Annotated in this window: 16 protein-coding genes; 3 read left to right on the top strand and 13 right to left on the bottom strand. The window is 56.2% G+C overall.

Features of this window, described 5'->3' with window-relative positions; genetic code table 11:
* Positions 1 to 38: 38 nt before the first annotated feature.
* From eno to rlmD, 5 genes are all read right to left on the bottom strand, one after another.
* Positions 39 to 1,337, bottom strand: a complete 1,299-nt coding sequence (eno, locus tag BJ885_RS15470; RefSeq protein ID WP_023309012.1) for a phosphopyruvate hydratase — start codon at positions 1,335 to 1,337, stop codon at positions 39 to 41.
* 82 nt (positions 1,338 to 1,419) lie between these two features.
* Positions 1,420 to 3,057, bottom strand: coding sequence for a glutamine hydrolyzing CTP synthase (gene pyrG, locus BJ885_RS15465; RefSeq protein ID WP_023309013.1), 1,638 nt, complete (start codon positions 3,055 to 3,057; stop codon positions 1,420 to 1,422).
* 223 nt (positions 3,058 to 3,280) lie between these two features.
* Positions 3,281 to 4,072: a nucleoside triphosphate pyrophosphohydrolase gene (mazG, locus tag BJ885_RS15460; RefSeq protein WP_121932257.1), complete on the bottom strand. Its 792-nt coding sequence runs from the start codon at positions 4,070 to 4,072 to the stop codon at positions 3,281 to 3,283.
* 67 nt (positions 4,073 to 4,139) lie between these two features.
* Positions 4,140 to 6,371, bottom strand: a complete 2,232-nt coding sequence (gene relA / locus BJ885_RS15455) for a GTP diphosphokinase (protein ID WP_029741552.1) — start codon at positions 6,369 to 6,371, stop codon at positions 4,140 to 4,142.
* Positions 6,372 to 6,422: 51 nt separating this feature from the next.
* Positions 6,423 to 7,721, bottom strand: coding sequence for a 23S rRNA (uracil(1939)-C(5))-methyltransferase RlmD (rlmD, locus tag BJ885_RS15450; protein ID WP_045355765.1), 1,299 nt, complete (start codon positions 7,719 to 7,721; stop codon positions 6,423 to 6,425).
* Positions 7,722 to 7,778: 57 nt separating this feature from the next.
* Here rlmD and barA point away from each other — a divergent pair, with 57 nt between their 5' ends.
* Entirely contained in the window at positions 7,779 to 10,538 is a 2,760-nt protein-coding gene (gene barA, locus BJ885_RS15445) for a two-component sensor histidine kinase BarA (protein ID WP_121932256.1), read from the top strand.
* A 95-nt stretch (positions 10,539 to 10,633) separates the two neighbouring features.
* On the opposite strand, the gene BJ885_RS15440 is transcribed toward barA, so the two are convergent.
* From BJ885_RS15440 to syd, 8 genes are all read right to left on the bottom strand, one after another.
* The gene (locus BJ885_RS15440) at positions 10,634 to 11,773 is read right to left on the bottom strand and encodes a glycerate kinase (RefSeq protein WP_121932255.1); all 1,140 of its coding nucleotides are present in this window, start codon (positions 11,771 to 11,773) and stop codon (positions 10,634 to 10,636) included.
* 77 nt (positions 11,774 to 11,850) lie between these two features.
* Complete coding sequence (gene gudD, locus BJ885_RS15435) at positions 11,851 to 13,188, bottom strand: glucarate dehydratase (RefSeq protein WP_121932254.1); 1,338 nt, start codon at positions 13,186 to 13,188, stop codon at positions 11,851 to 11,853.
* Positions 13,189 to 13,203: 15 nt separating this feature from the next.
* Positions 13,204 to 14,544, bottom strand: a complete 1,341-nt coding sequence (locus BJ885_RS15430; RefSeq protein WP_121932336.1) for an enolase C-terminal domain-like protein — start codon at positions 14,542 to 14,544, stop codon at positions 13,204 to 13,206.
* Positions 14,544 to 15,899 carry a galactarate/glucarate/glycerate transporter GudP gene (gene gudP / locus BJ885_RS15425; protein WP_023309021.1) on the bottom strand — a complete coding sequence of 452 codons (1,356 nt, stop codon included), beginning with the start codon at positions 15,897 to 15,899 and terminating at the stop codon, positions 14,544 to 14,546. Before gudP ends, BJ885_RS15430 begins: the two co-directional genes overlap by 1 nt.
* Positions 15,900 to 16,194: 295 nt before the next feature.
* Positions 16,195 to 16,644, bottom strand: a complete 450-nt coding sequence (locus BJ885_RS15415) for a flavodoxin (RefSeq protein WP_029741558.1) — start codon at positions 16,642 to 16,644, stop codon at positions 16,195 to 16,197.
* A 24-nt stretch (positions 16,645 to 16,668) separates the two neighbouring features.
* Positions 16,669 to 17,445 carry a tRNA pseudouridine(65) synthase TruC gene (gene truC, locus BJ885_RS15410; protein ID WP_023309023.1) on the bottom strand — a complete coding sequence of 259 codons (777 nt, stop codon included), beginning with the start codon at positions 17,443 to 17,445 and terminating at the stop codon, positions 16,669 to 16,671.
* Positions 17,442 to 17,771: a YqcC family protein gene (locus tag BJ885_RS15405; RefSeq protein WP_048976036.1), complete on the bottom strand. Its 330-nt coding sequence runs from the start codon at positions 17,769 to 17,771 to the stop codon at positions 17,442 to 17,444. Before BJ885_RS15405 ends, truC begins: the two co-directional genes overlap by 4 nt.
* Before the next feature lie 630 nt (positions 17,772 to 18,401).
* Positions 18,402 to 18,947 carry a SecY-interacting protein gene (syd, locus tag BJ885_RS15400; RefSeq protein ID WP_121932253.1) on the bottom strand — a complete coding sequence of 182 codons (546 nt, stop codon included), beginning with the start codon at positions 18,945 to 18,947 and terminating at the stop codon, positions 18,402 to 18,404.
* A 69-nt stretch (positions 18,948 to 19,016) separates the two neighbouring features.
* Between syd and queF the strand changes: the two genes are divergently transcribed.
* Together queF and ppnN are read left to right on the top strand one after the other, a co-directional pair.
* Positions 19,017 to 19,859: an NADPH-dependent 7-cyano-7-deazaguanine reductase QueF gene (gene queF / locus BJ885_RS15395; protein ID WP_021241894.1), complete on the top strand. Its 843-nt coding sequence runs from the start codon at positions 19,017 to 19,019 to the stop codon at positions 19,857 to 19,859.
* A gap of 116 nt (positions 19,860 to 19,975) precedes the next feature.
* A complete protein-coding gene (gene ppnN, locus BJ885_RS15390; RefSeq protein WP_023309027.1) occupies positions 19,976 to 21,340 on the top strand; it encodes a nucleotide 5'-monophosphate nucleosidase PpnN in 1,365 nt (454 codons plus the stop codon).
* Positions 21,341 to 21,627 lie beyond the last annotated feature (287 nt).

The following is a 21,627-nucleotide window of genomic DNA, read 5'->3' as shown; positions in this document are numbered from 1 at the left end:
GTCATTCGACTGGCATTTTCATTTTAAGGCTTAAGCAATTATGCCTGGCCTTTGATCTCTTTCAGACCGTTGTATGGTGCTTTTTCGCCCAGCGCTTCTTCGATACGAATCAGCTGGTTGTATTTAGCAACACGGTCAGAACGGCTCATAGAACCGGTTTTGATCTGGCCTGCAGCGGTACCCACAGCCAGGTCGGCAATGGTTGCGTCTTCAGTTTCGCCAGAACGGTGAGAGATAACAGCGGTGTAGCCAGCGTCTTTCGCCATTTTGATCGCAGCCAGAGTTTCGGTCAGAGAACCGATCTGGTTGAATTTGATCAGGATGGAGTTAACGATGCCTTTCTCGATGCCTTCTTTCAGGATCTTGGTGTTGGTTACGAACAGGTCGTCACCAACCAGCTGGATTTTGTCGCCCAGTACTTTAGTCTGGTATGCGAAGCCAGCCCAGTCAGACTCGTCCAGACCGTCTTCGATAGACACGATTGGGTACTGTTTGGTCAGGTCTTCCAGGAAGTGAGTGAACTCTTCGGAGGTGAACGCTTTGTTGCCTTCGCCAGCCAGAACGTATTTACCGTCTTTGTAGAATTCAGATGCTGCACAGTCCATCGCCAGGGTGATGTCTTTGCCCAGCTCGTAGCCAGCAGCTTTTACTGCTTCTGCGATAACAGCCAGTGCTTCTGCGTTAGAACCCAGGTTTGGCGCATAGCCACCTTCGTCACCAACAGCAGTGTTCATACCTTTAGCTTTCAGAACTTTAGCCAGGTTGTGGAACACTTCAGAACCCATACGTACCGCTTCTTTCAGGGATTTCGCGCCAACTGGCTGAATCATGAATTCCTGAATATCAACGTTGTTGTCTGCGTGCTCACCACCGTTGATGATGTTCATCATTGGTACAGGCATGGAGTATTTGCCTGGGGTGCCGTTCAGTTCAGCGATGTGCTCGAACAGTGGCATACCTTTCGCAGCAGCAGCCGCTTTGGCGTTCGCCAGGGAAACTGCCAGGATTGCGTTCGCACCGAAGTTAGATTTGTTTTCAGTACCGTCCAGATCGATCATGATCTTGTCGATGCCAGCCTGGTCTTTGGCGTCTTTGCCAAGGATTGCCTGAGCAATAGGACCGTTTACAGCGCCAACCGCTTTCAGTACGCCTTTGCCCAGGAAGCGGGATTTGTCGCCATCGCGCAGTTCCAGCGCTTCGCGAGAACCAGTAGAAGCGCCTGATGGAGCAGCAGCCATACCAACGAAACCACCTTCCAGGTGAACTTCGGCTTCAACGGTCGGGTTACCACGGGAGTCGATGATTTCACGACCGATGACTTTAACGATTTTGGACATTAGATTTTCCTCAGTACAAGTTAAACTAAAACTCCAGACAAACAACGCGTACCAAAGGTACGCGTTGCCGTTCTAACTTTATTTACTTCGCCTGACGCTTCTGGTAGTCGCTGGCGGCCTTCACGAAGCCTGCAAACAGCGGATGCCCGTCACGTGGCGTTGAAGTAAATTCCGGGTGGAACTGGCAGGCGACAAACCACGGATGGTTTGGCACTTCAATGATCTCGACTAACTGATCATCCCCGGAGCGGCCCGCAACACGCAGGCCCGCGGCTTCAATAGGTTTCAACAACATGTTGTTGACTTCATAGCGGTGACGATGGCGCTCGGTGATGACCGGCTCGCCATACAGCTTGCGAACCACGCTATCGTCAGACAACTGGCAGGCCTGTGCGCCAAGACGCATGGTGCCACCCAGATCGCTCTTCTCGGTACGGACTTCGACGTTACCTTCTTCGTCACGCCATTCAGTGATAAGCGCCACAACAGGGTACTTACAGTCTGGCACAAATTCCGTAGAGTTCGCGTTTTCCATTCCCGCTACGTTGCGCGCAAATTCGATCAGCGCAACCTGCATACCCAGGCAGATGCCGAGGTATGGAATATTGTTTTCACGCGCATAGCGCGCGGTGGCGATCTTGCCTTCAACACCACGGTAGCCGAAGCCGCCAGGGATGAGGATAGCATCCAGATCTTTCAGGATTTCAACGCCACGCGTTTCAACATCCTGCGAATCAATCAGCTTGATGTTCACGGAAACACGGTTCTTCAGACCACCGTGTTTCAGCGCTTCGATCACTGACTTATAGGCATCCGGCAGTTCAATGTATTTGCCGACCATACCGATAGTCACTTCGCCTGCCGGGTTGGCTTCTTCATAAATAACCTGTTCCCATTCAGACAGGTTCGCTTCCGGACAGTTCAAGCTGAATCGTTTACAAATATAATCGTCCAGGCCCTGAGATTTCAACAGGCCCGGGATTTTATAAATGGAATCGACATCTTTCATTGAAATAACGGCTTTTTCAGGCACGTTACAGAACAATGCAATTTTCGCACGTTCGTTCGCCGGAACCGCGCGATCGGAGCGGCAAACCAGGATATCTGGCTGAATACCAATGGAGAGCAGTTCTTTCACAGAGTGCTGAGTCGGCTTGGTTTTCACTTCACCTGCGGCGGCCATGTACGGCACCAGAGTCAGGTGCATGAACAGCGCGTGCTCACGGCCAATATCTACCGCCAGCTGACGAATCGCTTCCAGGAATGGCAGGGATTCGATATCACCCACGGTACCGCCGATTTCAACCAGCACCACGTCGTGGCCTTCGCCACCCGCAACAATGCGTTCTTTGATTGCGTTAGTGATGTGCGGGATAACCTGAACGGTTGCACCCAGGTAGTCACCACGGCGCTCTTTACGCAGAACGTCGGAGTAGATGCGGCCAGTCGTGAAGTTGTTACGACGGGTCATTTTGGTGCGGATGAAACGCTCGTAGTGGCCAAGATCCAGATCGGTTTCAGCGCCGTCTTCAGTAACGAACACTTCCCCGTGTTGGATTGGGCTCATGGTGCCCGGATCGACGTTGATGTACGGATCCAGTTTCATCATGGTCACATTGAGGCCACGGGCTTCAAGAATGGCTGCGAGGGAGGCTGCGGCAATGCCTTTACCCAGAGAGGATACGACCCCGCCGGTCACAAAAATATAGTTCGTTGTCATGCTGAACCTGAGAAGTTAGGGTGAAACGATGGAATAACCAGGACGGGAAAGTAGTATACCCGAACACGGCGAGCGCCACAAACTTTCATTCTCCGTCTCCATTCCAGGCCATGACAAACATAAGGAGTGAGAAAATAGCCCCTTTTGGGTAAATGTTTTTGACGCAAATCAAGCGCTTGTCATTTAAAAAATCACACAAATTGCGCTTGATCGCAAAATCTCGTTAGAGATCAGATTCCTGGCGCTTTACTTCCTGCCAGACTTCTTCCATTGCCTCGAGGTCAATTCCGCTCATTTCCAGGCCTCGCGAGGCGACAATCCGCTCAACTTCGCGAAAGCGTCGTTCGAATTTGAGGTTGGCTTTTTGCAGGGCGGTTTCCGCTTTTACACCCAGGTGGCGAGAAAGGTTGACGGTCGCAAACAGCAGGTCGCCCATCTCTTCCTCAAGCTTTGCTTCATCCACTACCGCCTGCTGCGCTTCGTGCATGAATTCGTCAATCTCTTCGTGCACTTTATCCAGCACCGGGCCGAGGGAGGTCCAGTCAAAACCGACGGCGGAACAGCGCTTCTGGATTTTATGCGCGCGCATCAGCGCGGGCAGGCTCAGCGGAATATCATCCAGCGCCGAGTGCTGGGATTTTTCCGCTCGCTCGGCGCTTTTGATCTGCTCCCAGCGGGCCAGCACCTCCTCGCTGTTCCCTGCGGTGGCATCGCCAAAGATATGGGGATGACGGCGCTCCAGCTTGTCGCTTATAGCAGCGCAGATATCGTCAAAGTTAAAGCGCCCTTCTTCCTGCGCCATTTGCGCATAGAACACCACCTGGAACAGCAGATCGCCCAGCTCGCCGCGCAGGTCGTCAAAATCTTCGCGGGAAATGGCGTCCAGCACCTCGTAGGTCTCTTCAAGGGTATACGGGGCGATGGTGGCGAAAGTCTGCTCTTTGTCCCACGGGCAGCCGTTTTCCGGGTCGCGCAGGCGTTTCATGATGCCGAGCAGGCGGTCGATTTGAGTCATAGTGTTTTCCATTAAAAAAACAAGCCGGGTGGCGGCAAAGCCTTACCCGGCCTTCAGAAGAGTGTGTTTAGCCGCCGTGCAGACGACGCGCGTCAATCACATCCGGCACCTGGTTCAGTTTGCCGAGCACGCGGCCCAGCACCTGCAGGTTGTAGATTTCGATAGTCATATCGATGGTGGCAAGCTGCTCGCGGGTATCGCTGCGGCTGGCGACGCCCAGCACGTTAACCTTCTCGTTGGCGAGAATGGTCGTGATGTCGCGCAGCAGGCCGCTGCGGTCATTGGCAGTGACGCGCACCACCAGCGAGTAGCCGGCGGAATAGCTCTCACCCCAGACCGCTTCTACGATACGCTCCGGCGCATGCGACTGCAGCTCGGCAAGCTGGTCACAGTCGGAACGGTGAATCGAAATCCCGCGTCCCTGGGTGATAAAGCCGACGATATCGTCGCCCGGGATCGGCTGGCAACAGCGGGCAATGTGGTGCATCAGGTTACCTACGCCCTCGACCACCACGCGGCCGTTGTCTTTGCTGCGCTGCTGCGGCGCGTAGGTTTTCTGCTGCAGCTGCTTCAGCGCCGCCGCGTCCTGCTCTGCCGCGCTTGGCTTATTGAACTGCGCCTGCAGGAAGTTCACCATCTGATTCAGACGGATATCGCCGCCGCCAATGGCCGCTAGCAGCTCGTCAAGCTCGTTGAAGTTGTAGCGCGGCAGCAGGAATTTCTCCGCCTCTTTCAGGCTTATCCCGATATGCTCCAGCTCGTCGTCGAGGATCTGGCGACCGGCAAGGATGTTCTTGTCACGATCCTGTTTACGGAACCAGGCGTGAATTTTCGAGCGCCCGCGGCTGGTGGTGACGTAGCCCAGGTTCGGGTTAAGCCAGTCACGGCTCGGGTTGGGCTGCTTCTGGGTAATGATTTCAATCTGGTCACCCATCTGCAGTTGATAGGTGAACGGTACGATTCGTCCACCGATTTTCGCGCCGATGCAGCGGTGTCCCACATCGCTGTGGATGTGGTAGGCAAAATCGAGCGGCGTAGAGCCCGCCGGCAGGTCGACAACGTCCCCTTTTGGGGTAAAGACGTAGACGCGATCGTCAAAGACCTGGCTGCGCACTTCGTCGAGCATCTCGCCGGAGTCGGCCATCTCTTCCTGCCACGCAATCAGCTTGCGCAGCCAGGCAATGCGGTCTTCGTGGCCAGAACGCGCTCCGCCGGACGTGCCTTCTTTGTATTTCCAGTGCGCGGCTACGCCCAGCTCGGCGTCTTCGTGCATCTGTTTGGTGCGGATCTGAATCTCGACCGTTTTGCCGCCTGGGCCAAGCACAACGGTATGGATAGACTGATAGCCGTTCGGTTTGGGGTTGGCGACATAATCATCGAACTCATCGGGAAGATGACGGAAGTGAGTGTGTACTATCCCCAGCGCGGCGTAGCAGTCCTGCAGACGCTCCGCCACGATACGCACGGCGCGCACGTCAAACAGCTCGTCAAAGGCGAGGTGTTTCTTCTGCATTTTGCGCCAGATGCTGTAGATATGCTTGGGCCGGCCGTAGACTTCGGCGCGCACGTTCTCTTCTTTCATCGCCTGGCGCAGCCCGCCGACAAATTCCTCGATATAGTGCTCGCGGTCGATACGGCGCTCATGCAGGAGTTTGGCAATACGTTTATATTCCGCCGGGTGCAGATAGCGGAAGCAGTAATCTTCCAGCTCCCACTTCAGCTGACCAATCCCTAAGCGGTTCGCCAGCGGCGCGTAGATATTTGTACACTCTTTGGCCGCCAGCACGCGCTCGTCTTCCGGCGCATCCTTCACCTCACGCAGGTGGGCAATCCGCTCGGCAAGCTTGATGACCACGCAGCGGAAGTCATCCACCATGGCCAGCAGCATCCGGCGAACGTTATCGACCTGTTCTGAAGAGACGGAATCGGTGTGCGCGGCTTTGAGCTGGCGGATGGCCGCCATATCCCGCACGCCGTGGATCAGCTCGACGACGGATTTCCCGACGCTGTCGCGCAGCACGTCTTCGCTGACCACGTCCGCATCCGCGAGGGGGAAGAGAAGCGCGGCCTGCAGCGTTTCAATATCCATGTTCAGCATGGATAAGATTTCCACCATCTCCACGCCGCGCCACAGGAGAAGATCGGCATCCGGATGCCCCTGCGTAGTGCGCAGACAATAGGCCCAGGTTTCGGTTAAGCGTTCACACGACTGCTGGCTGGAAATTCCCAGACTTGCGATCCATTTTTGTGGGTCAAATTCCCCAGCTTTATTAAGATGTGCACTTCTTACCGCAACCATTGTCCTCTCCTTTAGGGACCTGGGCCTGTCGAAGTCGACAAGCCAAACAAATTAGATGTGCTCGAACAACACCATCGATTCCAGATGTCCAGTGTGCGGGAACATGTCCAGCATTGCCAGACGCTGAATCTGGTAACCCGCGCTGATTAATGCCTCGCTGTCCCGGGCAAGCGTTGCCGGGTTACAGGAAACATAGACCACACGCTTCGGCGCGAGTTTAATAATATGTGCCATCACACCCGGGGCACCGGCACGCGCCGGGTCGAGCAAAATTTTATCAAAGCCCTGTTTTGCCCATGGCTGTTGGGTGACATCTTCCTCAAGATTTTGATGAAAGAATGTCACATTTTGCAAGCCGTTCTGCTGCGCGTTCTCCTGCCCTTTAGCCACCAGCGCCTCAACGCCTTCCACGCCGACGACGCTGGCCGCTTCTCGCGCCAGCGGCAGCGTGAAGTTGCCCATTCCGCAGAACAGGTCGAGCACCCGATCGCTTTTCTGAACGTCCAGCCACGTCAACGCTTTCTCAACCATCAGTTGGTTAACGCCATCATTCACCTGAATGAAATCCCGCGGGCTGAACGTTAAGCGTAGCCCGTTTGACGCATACCAGGGCGCCTCACCGGTAACCTGCTCAAGTATCTCGCTTTGTGGTGCAAGGAAAAGCGCCAGGTCGTGGGAATGCGAAAAGCGTTCCAGTTTTTCGCGATCTTTTTTCGACAACGGCGCGGTATGGCGCAGGACCATCAGCGGTCCATTGTTTGCCATGACCAGTTCGACATGCCCGAGGTGGCGAACGCCGTCCAGCCCGGAAAGACAGGTGCGCACTTCCGGAAGCAATGCCTCAAGATGGGGCACCAAAATGGGGCACTGCTGCACATCGACAATGTCACTGGAACCGGCCTTGCGAAACCCCATCTCCAGACGAGCCGTTTTTGGCTGATAGCTGAGGCTCAGGCGCGCGCGTCGACGATAGCCCCAGGGCACATCGGCGAGAATTTCGTTAACGTCGTGTTTAAGCTGACGCGCCAGCGCGCGGCTTTTGCTTTTTTGCTGTAATTCTGTGCTCGCATGCTGTTGCTGGCAGCCCCCGCAAACGCCAAAATGTGGGCAGCGGGGCTTCACGCGCTCCGGGCTATCGTTGAGGCGACGCTTAACCTGTCCGCGCGCGAACTGGCGTTTATCTTCCGTCAGCGTAATTTCTGCTCGTTCTGTTGGCAGTAAACCTGTTATAAACAGAGCCTTACCATTGTGACGTGCCACTCCCTGACCAAACGGATCGAGGTCCGTGGCTTCAACAGTGATGATTTGACGCGTCGTCACGCGTCGCTTTGCAGAGTAGAATTGCGCCATCGCCGAGATTTTTCTCACATAAACATAATTATCTTAATTGTCCCATAACGGAACGCCATGACCAACTACAGCCTGCGCGCGCGCATGATGATTTTGATCCTCGCCCCCACCGTTCTCATCGGTTTGCTGCTGAGTATCTTCTTTGTGGTGCACCGCTATAACGATTTGCAGCGGCAGCTGGAGGATGCAGGCGCCAGCATTATCGAACCGCTTGCCGTTTCCAGCGAGTACGGCATGAACCTGCAAAACCGCGAATCCATTGGTCAGTTAATCAGCGTGCTCCACCGCCGTCACTCGGACATCGTACGCGCCATTTCCGTTTACGACGAACATAACCGCCTGTTTGTCACCTCGAATTTTCATCTCGATCCGGCGGCCCTGAAGATCCCGGACGGTACGCCGTTCCCGCGCCACCTCACCGTACTGCGGCGCGGTGATATCATGATCCTGCGCACGCCGATCGTGTCGGAAAGTTATTCACCCGATGAGTCTGCGCAATCAGACGCCAAATCCAGCAACAATATGCTGGGATACGTGGCGCTGGAGCTGGATCTCAAGTCGGTCCGGCTACAGCAGTACAAAGAAATTTTCATCTCTGGCGTGATGATGCTGTTCTGCATTGGCATTGCGCTGATCTTCGGCTGGCGCCTGATGCGCGACGTGACGGGTCCCATCCGCAACATGGTTAATACGGTTGACCGCATCCGCCGGGGACAGCTCGACAGCCGGGTGGAAGGGTTTATGCTGGGCGAGCTGGACATGCTGAAGAACGGCATCAACTCGATGGCCATGTCGCTGGCGGCGTATCACGAAGAGATGCAGCACAACGTTGACCAGGCCACGTCCGACCTGCGCGAAACGCTGGAGCAGATGGAGATCCAGAACGTTGAGTTGGATCTGGCGAAAAAGCGCGCCCAGGAAGCGGCACGTATCAAGTCGGAATTCCTTGCCAATATGTCGCACGAGCTGCGTACGCCGCTCAATGGCGTGATCGGCTTTACCCGCCTGACGCTGAAAAGCGAACTCAACCCGACTCAGCGCGATCACCTGCACACCATTGAACGCTCGGCCAACAACCTGCTGGCGATCATCAACGACGTGCTCGATTTCTCCAAGCTGGAAGCGGGCAAGCTGATCCTGGAGAGTATTCCGTTCCCGCTGCGCAGTACGCTCGATGAGGTGGTGACGCTGCTCGCGCACTCGTCGCACGACAAAGGTCTTGAGCTGACGCTCAACATTAAAAACGACGTGCCGGATAACGTCATTGGCGATCCGCTGCGCCTGCAGCAGGTCATTACCAACCTTGTCGGGAATGCGATTAAATTCACCGAAAGCGGTAACATCGACATTCTGGTAGAAAAACGCTCCATCAGCAGCAATAAGGTGCAGATTGAAGTCCAGATCCGCGATACCGGCATCGGTATTCCTGAGCGGGATCAGTCGCGTCTGTTCCAGGCGTTCCGCCAGGCGGACGCCAGTATCTCCCGCCGTCATGGCGGTACCGGCCTGGGGCTGGTGATCACGCAGCGCCTGGTGAACGAGATGGGCGGCGATATCTCTTTCCACAGCCAGCCGAATCGCGGTTCAACCTTCTGGTTCCACATTAATCTGGACCTCAATCCGAACGTGCTAACCGATGGCCCGGTGACGGACTGCCTGAAAGGCAAGCGTCTGGCCTACGTCGAACCTAACGCGGCGGCAGCGCAGTGCGCGCTCGATATTTTAAGCACCACGCCGCTGGAGGTGGTCTACAGCCCAACCTTCTCGGCCCTTTCCGTTGAGCACTACGACATTCTGCTGATGGGGATCCCGGTCACCTTCACCGGCGAACTGACCATGCAGCAGGAGCGGCTGGCGAAAGCCGCGTCAATGACCGACTATCTGCTGCTGGCGCTACCCTGCCACGCCCAGATTAATGCAGAGGAGTTGAAAAACGACGGAGCCGCCGCGTGTCTGCTGAAACCGCTCACCTCGACCCGCCTCCTGCCCGCGCTTACGGAGTATTGTCGTCTTAGCCAGCATGCTCTCCCGCTGATTGACGACGAGCAAAAATTGCCGATGAGCGTGATGGCGGTGGATGATAATCCGGCCAACCTGAAGCTTATTGGCGCGTTGCTTGAAGACCAGGTTCAGCATGTGGAGCTGTGCACCAGCGGCGCGCAGGCGGTTGAACAGGCGAAGCAGATGCAGTTTGATTTAATACTGATGGATATTCAGATGCCGGGCATGGATGGCATTCGGGCCTGCGAGCTGATCCACCAGCTGCCGCATCAGCAGCAAACGCCGGTCATTGCGGTCACCGCGCACGCGATGGCCGGTCAGAAAGAGAAGCTGCTGAGCGCCGGAATGAATGATTATCTGGCGAAGCCCATCGATGAAGAGAAACTTCACAACCTGCTGTTACGCTATAAGCCGGGTCATATTGGCGGGACGTACACGGTTTCCAGCGAGCCGGTTGAAATCAGCGTTAACCAGAACGCCACCTTTGACTGGCAGCTTGCGCTGCGCCAGGCGGCAGGTAAACCCGACCTGGCCCGCGAAATGCTGCAAATGCTGGTCGCGTTTCTGCCGGAAATTCGTAATAAGGTGGAAGAGCAGCTGGTGGGTGAAGACCCGGAAGATCTGCTGGAAGCAATCCACAAGCTGCACGGCAGCTGCGGGTACAGCGGCGTGCCGCGGCTGAAAAACCTCTGCCAGCTGCTGGAGCAGCAGCTGCGTGCCGGCACGCCGGAATCGGAGCTTGAACCGGAGTTCCTGGAGCTGCTGGATGAAATGGATAACGTAACGCGGGAAGCGACGAAGTTGCTGGGGAGCTGAGGTAAAAGCCCGGTGGCGCTAAGCTTACCGGGCCTACAATTGCGGGTGCGGCCTGATGCCCGCACCCCGCCCCTCTCCCGCAGGGAGAGGGAGAACTACATTCCCTGCCCCACTTTCAGCACCGCCGCGATATTCCTGGCGGCCATCCTGACGTTCTCGCTGGCATTTTCCAGCGCATCCTCCAGCGAGCAGATGGTGTAGATCACGCTAAACACCGCATCAATGCCGTGATCGTGTACCACGCCAACGTCCGCCGTCAGGCTGCCTGCAATGCCGATGACGGGTTTGTTAAAGCGTTTCGCCACTTTCGCCACGCCCACCGGGACTTTGCCGTGGATCGTCTGGCTGTCGATGCGGCCTTCTCCCGTGATCACCAGATCCGCATCGGCCACCTGGTCGGGCAGGTGTAGCGCATCGGTCACGATCTCAATGCCCTGGCGCAGCTCCGCGCCGCAAAAGGCGTACAGCGCGGCCCCCATGCCACCCGCCGCGCCGCCGCCAGCAAGGTTTAGCACGTCGATATCCAGATCCCGGGCAATGACTCTCGCATACTGCGCCAGCGCGTTGTCCAGGGTGACGATCATCTCGGGTGTGGCCCCCTTTTGCGGGCCAAATACGGCTGACGCGCCATCCTTACCGGTGAGCGGATTCGTCACATCACAGGCGACCTCTATCCGGCACTCCGCCAGACGTCTGTCCAGCCCGCTCAGGTCGATACGCGCGAGTTTTCCCAGCTCGCCCCCGCCCTGACCAAGGGGCTGGCCGCTGGCGTCCAGCAGCTTTGCCCCCAACGCCTGCACCATCCCTGCTCCGCCGTCATTGGTAGCGCTGCCGCCAATACCGATGATGATATGCTTAACGCCCGCATCCAGCGCGTGACGAATAAGTTCGCCCGTGCCCCAGGAGGTGGTTTTCAGGGGATTACGCTGCGAAGGGACGACCAGCTCCAGGCCGCTTGCCGCCGCCATTTCAATAAAGGCACTCTGCTCGTCACCGGATAAGCCATAAAACCCTTCCACGCGCTCACCCAGCGGACCGGTCACCGGAACATGCACAATGCGTCCCTGCGTTGCCGCGATCATCGCCTCAACCGTCCCTTCGCCACCGTCCGCGACCGGCAGTTTGACGTAAACCGCCTCGGGGAAGATCTCGCGAAAACCACGTTCTATCGCTGTCGCAACCTCAAGCGCACTCAAACTTTCCTTATACGAGTCCGGTGCGATAACAATTTTCATAAGCCATCCTTACGCATAGTCGTTACGTTAAGCATACACCACGTAAAAGACCGCTCATGGGAGCGGTCCCAATGCGTTTATCGTACCATGCACGGGCGTTTATTGTCGAATGTCCAGTCCGGGATCAGATACTGCATCGCCATCGCGTCGTCGCGCGCGCCCAGACCGTGTTTCTGATACAGCTCATGAGCCTTCATGACCTGGTCCATATCCAGCTCAACTCCCAGCCCCGGCGTGGAAGGCACCTGCACCATGCCACCTTTGATCTCAAACGGCTGTTTAGTCAGACGCTGATTACCTTCCTGCCAGATCCAGTGCGTGTCGATAGCGGTAATCGTGCCCGGAGCGGCGGCGGCAACGTGCGTGAACATCGCCAGCGACACGTCGAAGTGGTTATTAGAGTGCGAGCCCCAGGTCAGGCCAAACTCGTGGCACATTTGCGCCACGCGCACCGACCCCTGCATCGTCCAGAAGTGCGGGTCAGCCAGCGGAATATCGACGGACTGCAATGACAGGGTGTGTCCCATCTGACGCCAGTCGGTGGCAATCATATTGGTCGCGGTCGGCAGCCCCGTGGCGCGACGGAATTCCGCCATGACTTCACGGCCCGAGAAGCCTTGCTCGGCCCCACACGGATCTTCCGCATACGCCAGCACGCCTTTCAGCTGCTTACCAATTTTGATCGCTTCATCAAGCGACCACGCGCCGTTCGGATCCAGCGTCACGCGCGCCTGCGGGAAGCGTTTTGCCAGCGCGGTGACGGCTTCCGCCTCTTCCTCACCGGCCAGAACGCCGCCCTTCAGTTTGAAATCATTAAAGCCATATTTTTCGTACGCGGCTTCCGCCAGGCGCACCACCGCATCCGGGGTCATCGCCTCGTCGTGGCGGAGTCGATACCAGTCGCATTGTTCATCCGCCTGGCTCTGATAAGGCAATGGCGTCAGCCTGCGGTCGCCGACAAAGAACAGATAGCCCAGCATTTCCACTTCGCTGCGCTGCTGCCCCTCGCCCAACAGCGACGCAACGTTAACGCCCAGATGCTGACCCAGCAGATCCAGCATCGCGGATTCAATCCCGGTCACCACGTGAATGGTGGTGCGCAGATCGAAGGTCTGCAGGCCACGCCCTCCGGCATCGCGATCGGCAAAGGTGTTGCGCACGGTGTTGAGGATATTTTTGTACTCACCCAGCGTTTTGCCCACGACCAGCGGAATGGCATCTTCCAGCGTCCGGCGGATCTTCTCCCCGCCCGGAATTTCGCCCACGCCCGTATGGCCGGAATTGTCTTTGATAATGACAATATTGCGGGTGAAGAATGGCGCATGCGCGCCGCTCAGGTTCATCAGCATGCTGTCATGGCCCGCAACCGGAATGATTTGCATGGAAGTGACGACAGGGGTCGTAAAAGTACTCATCGTGTAATCCTTTTATCAGTGACGTCCAAAAACAGGGCGCTTACGGTCAAATGTCCAGCCGGGTATCAGGTATTGCATCGGGCCCGCGTCGTTACGCGAGCCACCCGGTAGCTTTTTATACGCCTCATGGGCTTTATGGATCTGATCCCAGTCAATCTCCACGCCCAGCCCCGGCGCATCCGGTACGGCAATCTTGCCATTGATGATTTCCAGCGGATTTTTCGTCAGGCGGGCTTCCCCTTCCTGCCAAATCCAGTGGGTGTCGATGGCGGTCGGGTTACCCGGCGCCGCCGCGCCAACGTGGGTAAACATCGCCAGCGAAATATCAAAGTGGTTGTTCGAGTGACAGCCCCAGGTCAGCCCCCAGTCATCGCACAGCTGCGCCACGCGCACTGCACCTGAAAGCGTCCAGAAGTGAGGGTCCGCCAGCGGAATGTCGACGGCGTTCAGCATCACCGCATGACCCATTTCACGCCAGTTGGTGGCGATCATATTGGTCGCGACAGGCAGCCCGGTGGCGCGGCGAAACTCGGCCATGACTTCACGGCCCGAGAAGCCCTGCTCCGCGCCACAGGGGTCTTCCGCATAGGTCAGGACATCCCCCAGCCCTTTGCACAGGCTAATCGCTTCGTCCAGCAGCCATGCGCCGTTGGGATCGACGGTGATCCGTGCATCCGCAAAGCGTTTTTTCAGCGCCCGGGCCGTTTCAATCTCCTGCTCGCCGGGCAGCACGCCGCCCTTCAGCTTGAAATCCTTAAAGCCGTAGCGATCCTGCGCCGCCTCGGCCAGACGCACTACCGCGTCGCTGGAGAGCGCTTCCTGGTGGCGCAGGCGATACCAGTCGTGATCGCCCGTGGATCGGGCCAGATACGGGAGATCGGTCTTATTGCGATCGCCAACGTAGAACAGATAGCCCAGCACCGTTACCGCATCGCGCTGTTTGCCTGGCCCCAGCAGCTCGCAAACCGGAACATTGAGCGCCTTACCCAGCAAGTCGAGCAGGGCGGCCTCCAGCGCGGCAACCGCGTTGACGCGCAGTTCGAACGTCCAGGCACCTTTACCGAACGTATCAAAGTCTGCCGACTGATTGCCCTTATGCACCCGCTGAACCACCTTGTTCAGACGGGCGACCTCCTGCCCCACCACCTGCGGAATGGCATCAACCAGCGTCTGGTAAATCACCTCTCCGCCCGGGGCCTCGCCCACGCCGGTATTCCCTGCGCTGTCTTTCAGCACAACGATATTACGGGTAAACCAGGCGTTATGCGCACCGCCAATATTGAGCAGCATGCTGTCCTGTCCGGCCACCGGGATGACCTTCATCTCCGTAACGGTTGGACTCGATTGCGTTGTCATCATCCACGCTCCGCTACAGGTTTAAGTTCGACGCGTTTGATATCCCCCACCAGCACCAGGTAACTCAGTACCGCCACCAGCGCATGCACACCCACGTAGATTAGCGCACCGTTGAAAGAGCCGGTGGTGCCGACGATGTAGCCGATAGCTATAGGCGTAACAATCCCGGAGATGTTGCCGAACATGTTGAACAGGCCGCCGCTCAGGCCGCTGATCTCCTTCGGCGCCGTATCCGCCATCACCGCCCAGCCCAGCGCGCCAATGCCTTTGCCGAAGAAGGCCATCGCCATAAAGCCGATAATCATCCATTCGGCGTTGACGTAGTTACAGAACACCATGGTCATGGAGAGCAGCATGCCGAGCACAATCGGGGTTTTACGCGCGATGTTCAGCGAGCCGGTGCGGCGCATCAGCCAGTCGGAAATCACTCCGCCGAGCACGCCGCCGACGAAGCCGCAGATTGCCGGGACCGACGCGACAAATCCCGCTTTCAGAATCGACATGCCGCGTGCCTGCACCAGGTATACCGGGAACCAGGTGATGAAGAAGTAGGTTAGGGCGTTAATACAGTACTGGCCCAGATAGATACCGATCATCATGCGTGAGCCGACGAGCTGCTTGATCTGCGCCCATTTCTGGCTGAACGGGACTTTTGCTTTTGCGGATTTCTGATCCATATTGATCAGCGCGCCGCCTTCCGCGATGTACTCCAGCTCTTTTTTGTTCACGCCTGGATGCTGATTAGGTTCGTGGATCACTTTCAGCCAGACGAAGCTGATGACGATCCCAAGCCCGCCCATGAAGAAGAAGACGTGCGACCAGCCCACCTCATGCGTCAGCCAGCCCATTATTGGCGCGAAGATCACCGTTGCGAAGTACTGTGCGGAGTTGAAAATCGCCACCGCCGTTCCCCTCTCCTGCGCCGGGAACCAGGCAGCGACAATGCGGCTGTTCCCCGGGAAGGAAGGTGCTTCCGCTAAGCCTACCAGGAAGCGCAGCGTGAAGAGCGCCACGATAATGCCGAAGCCGCTGAAGATATCGACGAAACCCTGCAACAGGGTAAACATCGACCAGATAAAGATGGACCAGAAATAGACGCGTTTAGATCCAAAACGGTCCAGCAGCCAGCCGCCAGGAATTTGACCGATGACGTAGGCCCATGAGAATGCGGAGAAAACGTAACCCATGCCCACCGGATCAAGGCCGATATCTTTTGCCATTTCCGAACCGGCAATCGACAGCGTGGCGCGGTCACCATAGTTAAAGGATGTGACGATAAACAGCATCACCACTATCCAGTAGCGGGCATTGGTGCGCTTTTCAGCGCTGCTCGCTGCGTGGCTTAATGTACTCATTGTTGCACTCCTGAAACATAGCTTTCGCCTGGTTCATTCTGTACAGCACCGGTAGGGTAATCAGAATGAGATTGGTGTTTTGTCGTTTTGGTACGGCCTGACGCCGTTTTATAGTGACCGGAAAAGTATATGAAGGAGTGCCTCATCACCTCACCGTGCAGAAACACAGTATTAAAGGGTGTATGAGAGGTTGTTTATGGCATAAGCCCAGGGGAGTGGAAGGTGGTTCACGGAATTGGCGTTTGGTGCGGGGTGTATCGCCGGGTGGCGGCTACGCCTTACCCGGCCTACACAACTATTTAAGGAGAGTTGCCCAGTGCTCGACCCATGGGTTTGATTCGCTTTCTGGCTCCGGATGCTCTCCAGCATCAATCAGCAGCATCTCGCCAACGCGCTGAGCGCTCTGTTCCTGCAGGAGCGCATCGAACTGCTTGCCGCCGCCGCAGAAGTTGGCGTAAGAACTGTCGCCCAGAGCAATGATGCCGTAGTGCACGTCCGGCTGATAGCCAAGCTGGTCTTTAATGCCCTGGAAAAGCGGCACGATGCTGTCCGGCAGATCGCCCTGCCCGGTGGTGGAGGTCACCACCAGAATGTATTTATCTTTATACTTTTCCCAGTCTGCCAGTTCCGGATCTTCATAGACCGTGGCTTTATGGCCCTGGCTGGCGAGTATTGCCTCAGCCTCTTCCGCTACCAGCAGCGAGTTGCCGTACATTGTGCCGACAAAAATGCCTACTTCAGCCATGATATTTTCCCATAATGAATGCGTTTATCGTTCATCCTGAACGTTGCCCGATACAAACTCAACCCTTTCATTTTCGGGGAGTTGTCCCAGCCAGCCAAACTGTGACAGCGCCTGCATCCAGACGTCGTCCAGCCCCGCACGAATAGTCAGCGGCTCGCCGGTAAACGGGTGCGTCAGGCTCAGCTCGCTGGCGTGCAGCATCAGACGATGGCAGCCAAAGTGTTCGGCCGCACTGCGGTTCTGGCGCAAATCACCGTGTTTGCTGTCACCAATAATCGGATGGCGCAGGTGCGCAAGATGGCGTCGCAGCTGGTGCTTACGCCCGGTTTTAGGCAGAAGCTCAACCAGGCTGTAGCGTGTGGTCGGAAATTTGCTGGTTGCAACCGGCATTTCGGTCGTCGCCATGCCGCGATAATCCGTTACTGCGGGCTGCGGACCTTTGTCATCGCGGGCAAATTTATCGGCGATTTTGTCCAGCTCCTCTACCAGCGGATAGTCCAGCGTGGCGGCTTCCGTCAGCCAGCCGCGCACGATCGCGTGGTAGCGCTTTTGCATCTGATGCTGTTCAAACTGCTGTGACAGCAGGCGTCCCGCCTCGCTGGAAAGCCCCATCAGCAGCACGCCGGAGGTCGGCCTGTCGAGACGATGGGCGGTAAAAACATGCTGACCAATCTGGTCGCGAACGGTCTGCATCACCACCACTTTCTCATCGCGATCGAGCCAGCTGCGGTGTACCAGCCAGCCTGACGGTTTATTCACCGCCACCAGCCACTCGTCCTGATAGAGGATCTCAAGCGTCATGCATCTTCACCGGCAAACAGGGCATCCAGTTTTTCCAGTTCGACCAGCATCACGTCGCGCGCAGGGTGCGTCGCCTCTAGCGCCATTTCATAGTAGGGAGAGACAGCAAACGCCTGCGGCAGCGGGTGGCTACCCTCAAGCAGGGCGTGCATGCGGGGAATTAACACCCACTGCAGCCACTCAAACGGGGCCAGCGTATCCAGGCAGAAGGGCTGGGTGCTCGCGAACGCTTCTGGCTGCGGCGCGGTCTCCTGCCACAGCTGATGTTGGCGCAAAAGGGCTTCGATGGCGTGCAACTGAGCACGAACGCTATCGTGTTGCGTCATAGTAACCTCAACTGAAAAAGTGAACGGCGCGCAGCATAGCATTGCGGAAGGCAGAAATAAAAAAAGGGAGCACTGTAAAAACAGTGCTCCCGGTTCGTTTCGCAGCATTCCAGCTACAATTCGTGCTCCCTGCTCATCCGTGACAACTTTTCCTGAAGCCCGAAGGCCTGGTCATCCGTAAGCCAATGCATCCTGCACACATCTTCCTGACGTGTTTGTTTCATCCCGAAACGTCCTGGCCTTCCTGACCCGCCGACCATCCTGACCGGCTCTCGTTCTCCTTCCTGGAGGTGTCCCTTACGCATCCTGCGTTATCCACTTCGCTTCATCATGAAGCCTTCCTGCAGCGCCATCCTGACGAGTCCTGTGTGAGAAACGCCGTCATCCTGATGTTCGTTTCTCGTGTCGGCGTCCTGTCGACGGAGATAGAATCCGCTATTCCGCTTCGTCTTACAACCCACCCTTTCTGGGTTGTAAGCCGTAATAAATCCCTAAAAACAATACGATGAACAGGTAATCCATTGAAAAACAGAGTGATATTAATCTGAATTAAATGAGGTAATACTGAATCTTCAGCGATCTCTCACAAACGTTGTAAGAGATCTCTCACACGCGCTATAGCATCATGGATTACAGAAGTGGCTCAAGTCGGGTAAGGAAATCCGCAAGAGAGGGGGCGAGAGTCTCGCGATTGCGGGTGCCGATAGTCTCTTTAACCACTTCACCTGACAGGTTACAGACGGATAACACATCCAGTTCACTGTCCAGCGTGGCAATAAAGAGCGTCGGAGAAAGCTTAAGGCGTTTTTGCGTGACCAAATGACCAATCAGGTTTTCCTGAACACGCTGCAGATCGTCTTCGTTCCAGGTCTGCAACAGCGTCAGCGTAACATCAGCAAAGCGCGCGGGCATATCCCCTGCGAACTGCGTGGTATAAAACGCATGAACCGCTGGTTGTACCACAATGTCCATTGCCCGTTCAACCGCATTTACATTTTGCTCGCCGTCGAAAGGTTTTGGCTGCCAGATAACGTAATCGTCGACTGAAGAGATAATGCACGGCGAAGGTACACCATACAAATCAGCACTTTGCGGCCAAGTCTGGTCCTTTTCATGCCATGCGTCGCAATAGCGGGCCGTGAAGGTAGTGAGGGCATTTGCAGTTTCGATGTCCACCGATTTCTCTCTTCTTGTCAGACAGGATAAACTCAGGCCATAAGTGTACCTGTAAAGTGGCTATGAAACATGTCTTACGAAAATCATCAGGCGTTAACCGGCTTAACGCTGGGTAAATCGACCGATTACCGCGATACCTACGATGCAAGCCTGCTTCAGGGCGTGCCGCGCAGCCTGAACCGCGATCCTCTGGGCCTGCATGCAGACGCATTGCCGTTTGTCGGCGGTGACATCTGGACGCTGTACGAACTCTCCTGGCTTAACGCGCGCGGTCTGCCGCAGGTGGCGGTGGGCCACGTTGAGCTGGATTACGCCAGCGTTAATCTCGTCGAGTCCAAAAGCTTTAAGCTCTATCTCAACAGTTTTAACCAGACAAAATTCAACAGCTGGGACGACGTTCAGCACACCCTGGAACGTGATTTAAGCGCCTGCGCGCAGGGAAAGGTGAGCGTTTCACTGTATCGCCTGCACGAGCTGGAAGGGCAGCCAGTCGCCCACTTCAACGGGACCTGCATCGACGATCAGGATATTGAGGTGGAGAATTATGAATTCAGCGCCGATTACCTCGAAAATGCCGCGAGCGGAAAAGTGGTCGAAGAGACGCTGGTCAGCCACCTGCTGAAATCCAACTGCCTGATCACCCACCAGCCGGACTGGGGCTCGGTGCAGATCCAGTACCGCGGCCCGAAAATCGACCGGGAAAAATTGCTGCGCTACCTGGTGTCGTTCCGCCATCACAACGAATTCCACGAGCAGTGCGTGGAGCGTATTTTTAGCGATATTCAGCGTTTCTGCCAGCCAGAAAAACTGAGCGTTTACGCGCGCTACACCCGCCGTGGCGGTCTGGACATCAACCCGTGGCGCACCAACACCGATTTTGTGCCGGCAACGGGACGGCTGGTGCGTCAATAATATAAATATTTTCACAATATGCGCGGTATCTTCCGCGCTTTAGGTTGTGAAACGTCACGCGCCAGGGCTATTGTAATCAACAGGGAAAGACGATAATCGTCCCGTAAGGAGCTCACTTGATTACACATATTAGCCCGCTTGGCTCAATGGATATGTTGTCGCAGCTGGAAGTGGACATGCTTAAGCGCACGGCCAGCAGCGATCTTTATCAACTGTTTCGTAACTGTTCACTTGCCGTACTGAACTCCGGAAGCCTGACAGATAACAGTAAAGAACTGCTGTCCCGCTTCGAAAGCTTTGATATCAACGTGCTGCGCCGCGAGCGTGGCGTGAAGCTTGAAGTCATCAACCCGCCGGAAGAGGCCTTTGTCGACGGGCGCATCATTCGTTCACTTCAGGCTAACCTGTTTGCCGTGCTGCGTGACATCCTGTTTGTTAACGGGCAGATCCACAACGCAGGCCGTTTCCAGCATCTCGACCTGGAAAGCTCAGTCCATATCACCAACCTGGTGTTCTCCATTTTGCGTAACGCCCGTGCCCTGCACGTTGGCGAAGCGCCGAACATGGTCGTCTGCTGGGGCGGCCACTCCATTAACGAAACCGAATACCTTTATGCCCGTCGGGTAGGAACGCAGCTCGGCCTGCGCGAGCTGAACATCTGTACCGGCTGCGGTCCGGGTGCGATGGAAGCACCAATGAAAGGTGCCGCAGTGGGACACGCGCAGCAGCGTTATAAAGAGGGGCGGTTTATCGGCATGACCGAGCCGTCAATCATAGCCGCTGAGCCGCCTAACCCGCTGGTTAACGAGCTGATTATCATGCCGGATATCGAGAAACGTCTTGAAGCGTTTGTCCGTATCGCCCACGGCATTATCATCTTCCCGGGCGGAGTGGGGACAGCGGAAGAGCTGCTCTACCTGCTGGGTATTCTGATGAACCCGGCCAACAAAGATCAGGTTCTGCCGCTGATCCTGACCGGGCCAAAAGAGAGCGCCGACTACTTCCGCGTGCTGGACGAGTTTATCGTGCACACGCTGGGTGAAGCCGCGCGTCGTCACTATCGCATCATCATTGACGATGCCGCGGAAGTGGCGCGCCAGATGAAAAAAGCGATGCCGTTGGTAAAAGAAAACCGTCGCGATACCGGCGATGCGTACAGCTTTAACTGGTCAATCCGCATCGCGCCGGACCTGCAGATCCCGTTCGAGCCAACGCATGAAAATATGGCGAACCTGAAACTCTACCCGGACCAGCCGGTGGAAGTCCTGGCGGCCGATCTGCGTCGTGCCTTCTCCGGGATTGTGGCGGGCAACGTCAAAGAGATGGGCATCCGCGCCATTGAACAGTACGGTCCGTACAAGATCCACGGCGACCCGGAGATGATGCGCCGCATGGACGACATGCTGCAGGGCTTTGTCGCTCAGCACCGCATGAAGCTGCCAGGATCCGCCTACATTCCTTGCTACGAAATCTGCACCTAACGCTCAGCAGCATCTGATCAAAGCCGGGTCGCCCTGTTGTGCGTCCCGGCTTTTTTATTACCGAGGTAATTCATACGCATCACTTATGTCTTTTACAAACTATGCGCAAACGCAAACGATTACCTTGTTTTTCCAACCGTAAATTATCAGCCTTAATCCAAATTACCTGCCAGAAAATACTAAAAACCCATTTCTTTACAGCTAAAGACACCTATATCACGGGTCAGTCTTTCAGCTCACATGTCGTTGGTGGTAGCCTTCGCGCCCGTAAATTCTCTTTGATGTTT

The sequence above is a fragment of the Enterobacter sp. WP_7_1 genome (genome assembly GCF_003688535.1).
Taxonomy (GTDB): domain Bacteria; phylum Pseudomonadota; class Gammaproteobacteria; order Enterobacterales; family Enterobacteriaceae; genus Enterobacter; species Enterobacter asburiae.
The sequence above is the reverse complement of the archived record's forward strand: the minus strand, read 5'-3'. Positions and strand labels throughout refer to the sequence as shown.

Excerpts from the sequence above, each read along its gene's own strand:
- eno (WP_023309012.1), bottom strand. The coding sequence starts at position 1,337 with ATGTCCAAAATCGTTAAAGTCATCGGTCGTGAAATCATCGACTCCCGT.
- pyrG (WP_023309013.1), bottom strand. The coding sequence starts at position 3,057 with ATGACAACGAACTATATTTTTGTGACCGGCGGGGTCGTATCCTCTCTG.
- mazG (WP_121932257.1), bottom strand. The coding sequence starts at position 4,072 with ATGACTCAAATCGACCGCCTGCTCGGCATCATGAAACGCCTGCGCGAC.
- relA (WP_029741552.1), bottom strand. The coding sequence starts at position 6,371 with ATGGTTGCGGTAAGAAGTGCACATCTTAATAAAGCTGGGGAATTTGAC.
- rlmD (WP_045355765.1), bottom strand. The coding sequence starts at position 7,721 with ATGGCGCAATTCTACTCTGCAAAGCGACGCGTGACGACGCGTCAAATC.
- barA (WP_121932256.1), top strand. The coding sequence starts at position 7,779 with ATGACCAACTACAGCCTGCGCGCGCGCATGATGATTTTGATCCTCGCC.
- BJ885_RS15440 (WP_121932255.1), bottom strand. The coding sequence starts at position 11,773 with ATGAAAATTGTTATCGCACCGGACTCGTATAAGGAAAGTTTGAGTGCG.
- gudD (WP_121932254.1), bottom strand. The coding sequence starts at position 13,188 with ATGAGTACTTTTACGACCCCTGTCGTCACTTCCATGCAAATCATTCCG.
- BJ885_RS15430 (WP_121932336.1), bottom strand. The coding sequence starts at position 14,544 with ATGACAACGCAATCGAGTCCAACCGTTACGGAGATGAAGGTCATCCCG.
- gudP (WP_023309021.1), bottom strand. The coding sequence starts at position 15,899 with ATGAGTACATTAAGCCACGCAGCGAGCAGCGCTGAAAAGCGCACCAAT.
- BJ885_RS15415 (WP_029741558.1), bottom strand. The coding sequence starts at position 16,644 with ATGGCTGAAGTAGGCATTTTTGTCGGCACAATGTACGGCAACTCGCTG.
- truC (WP_023309023.1), bottom strand. The coding sequence starts at position 17,445 with ATGACGCTTGAGATCCTCTATCAGGACGAGTGGCTGGTGGCGGTGAAT.
- BJ885_RS15405 (WP_048976036.1), bottom strand. The coding sequence starts at position 17,771 with ATGACGCAACACGATAGCGTTCGTGCTCAGTTGCACGCCATCGAAGCC.
- queF (WP_021241894.1), top strand. The coding sequence starts at position 19,017 with ATGTCTTACGAAAATCATCAGGCGTTAACCGGCTTAACGCTGGGTAAA.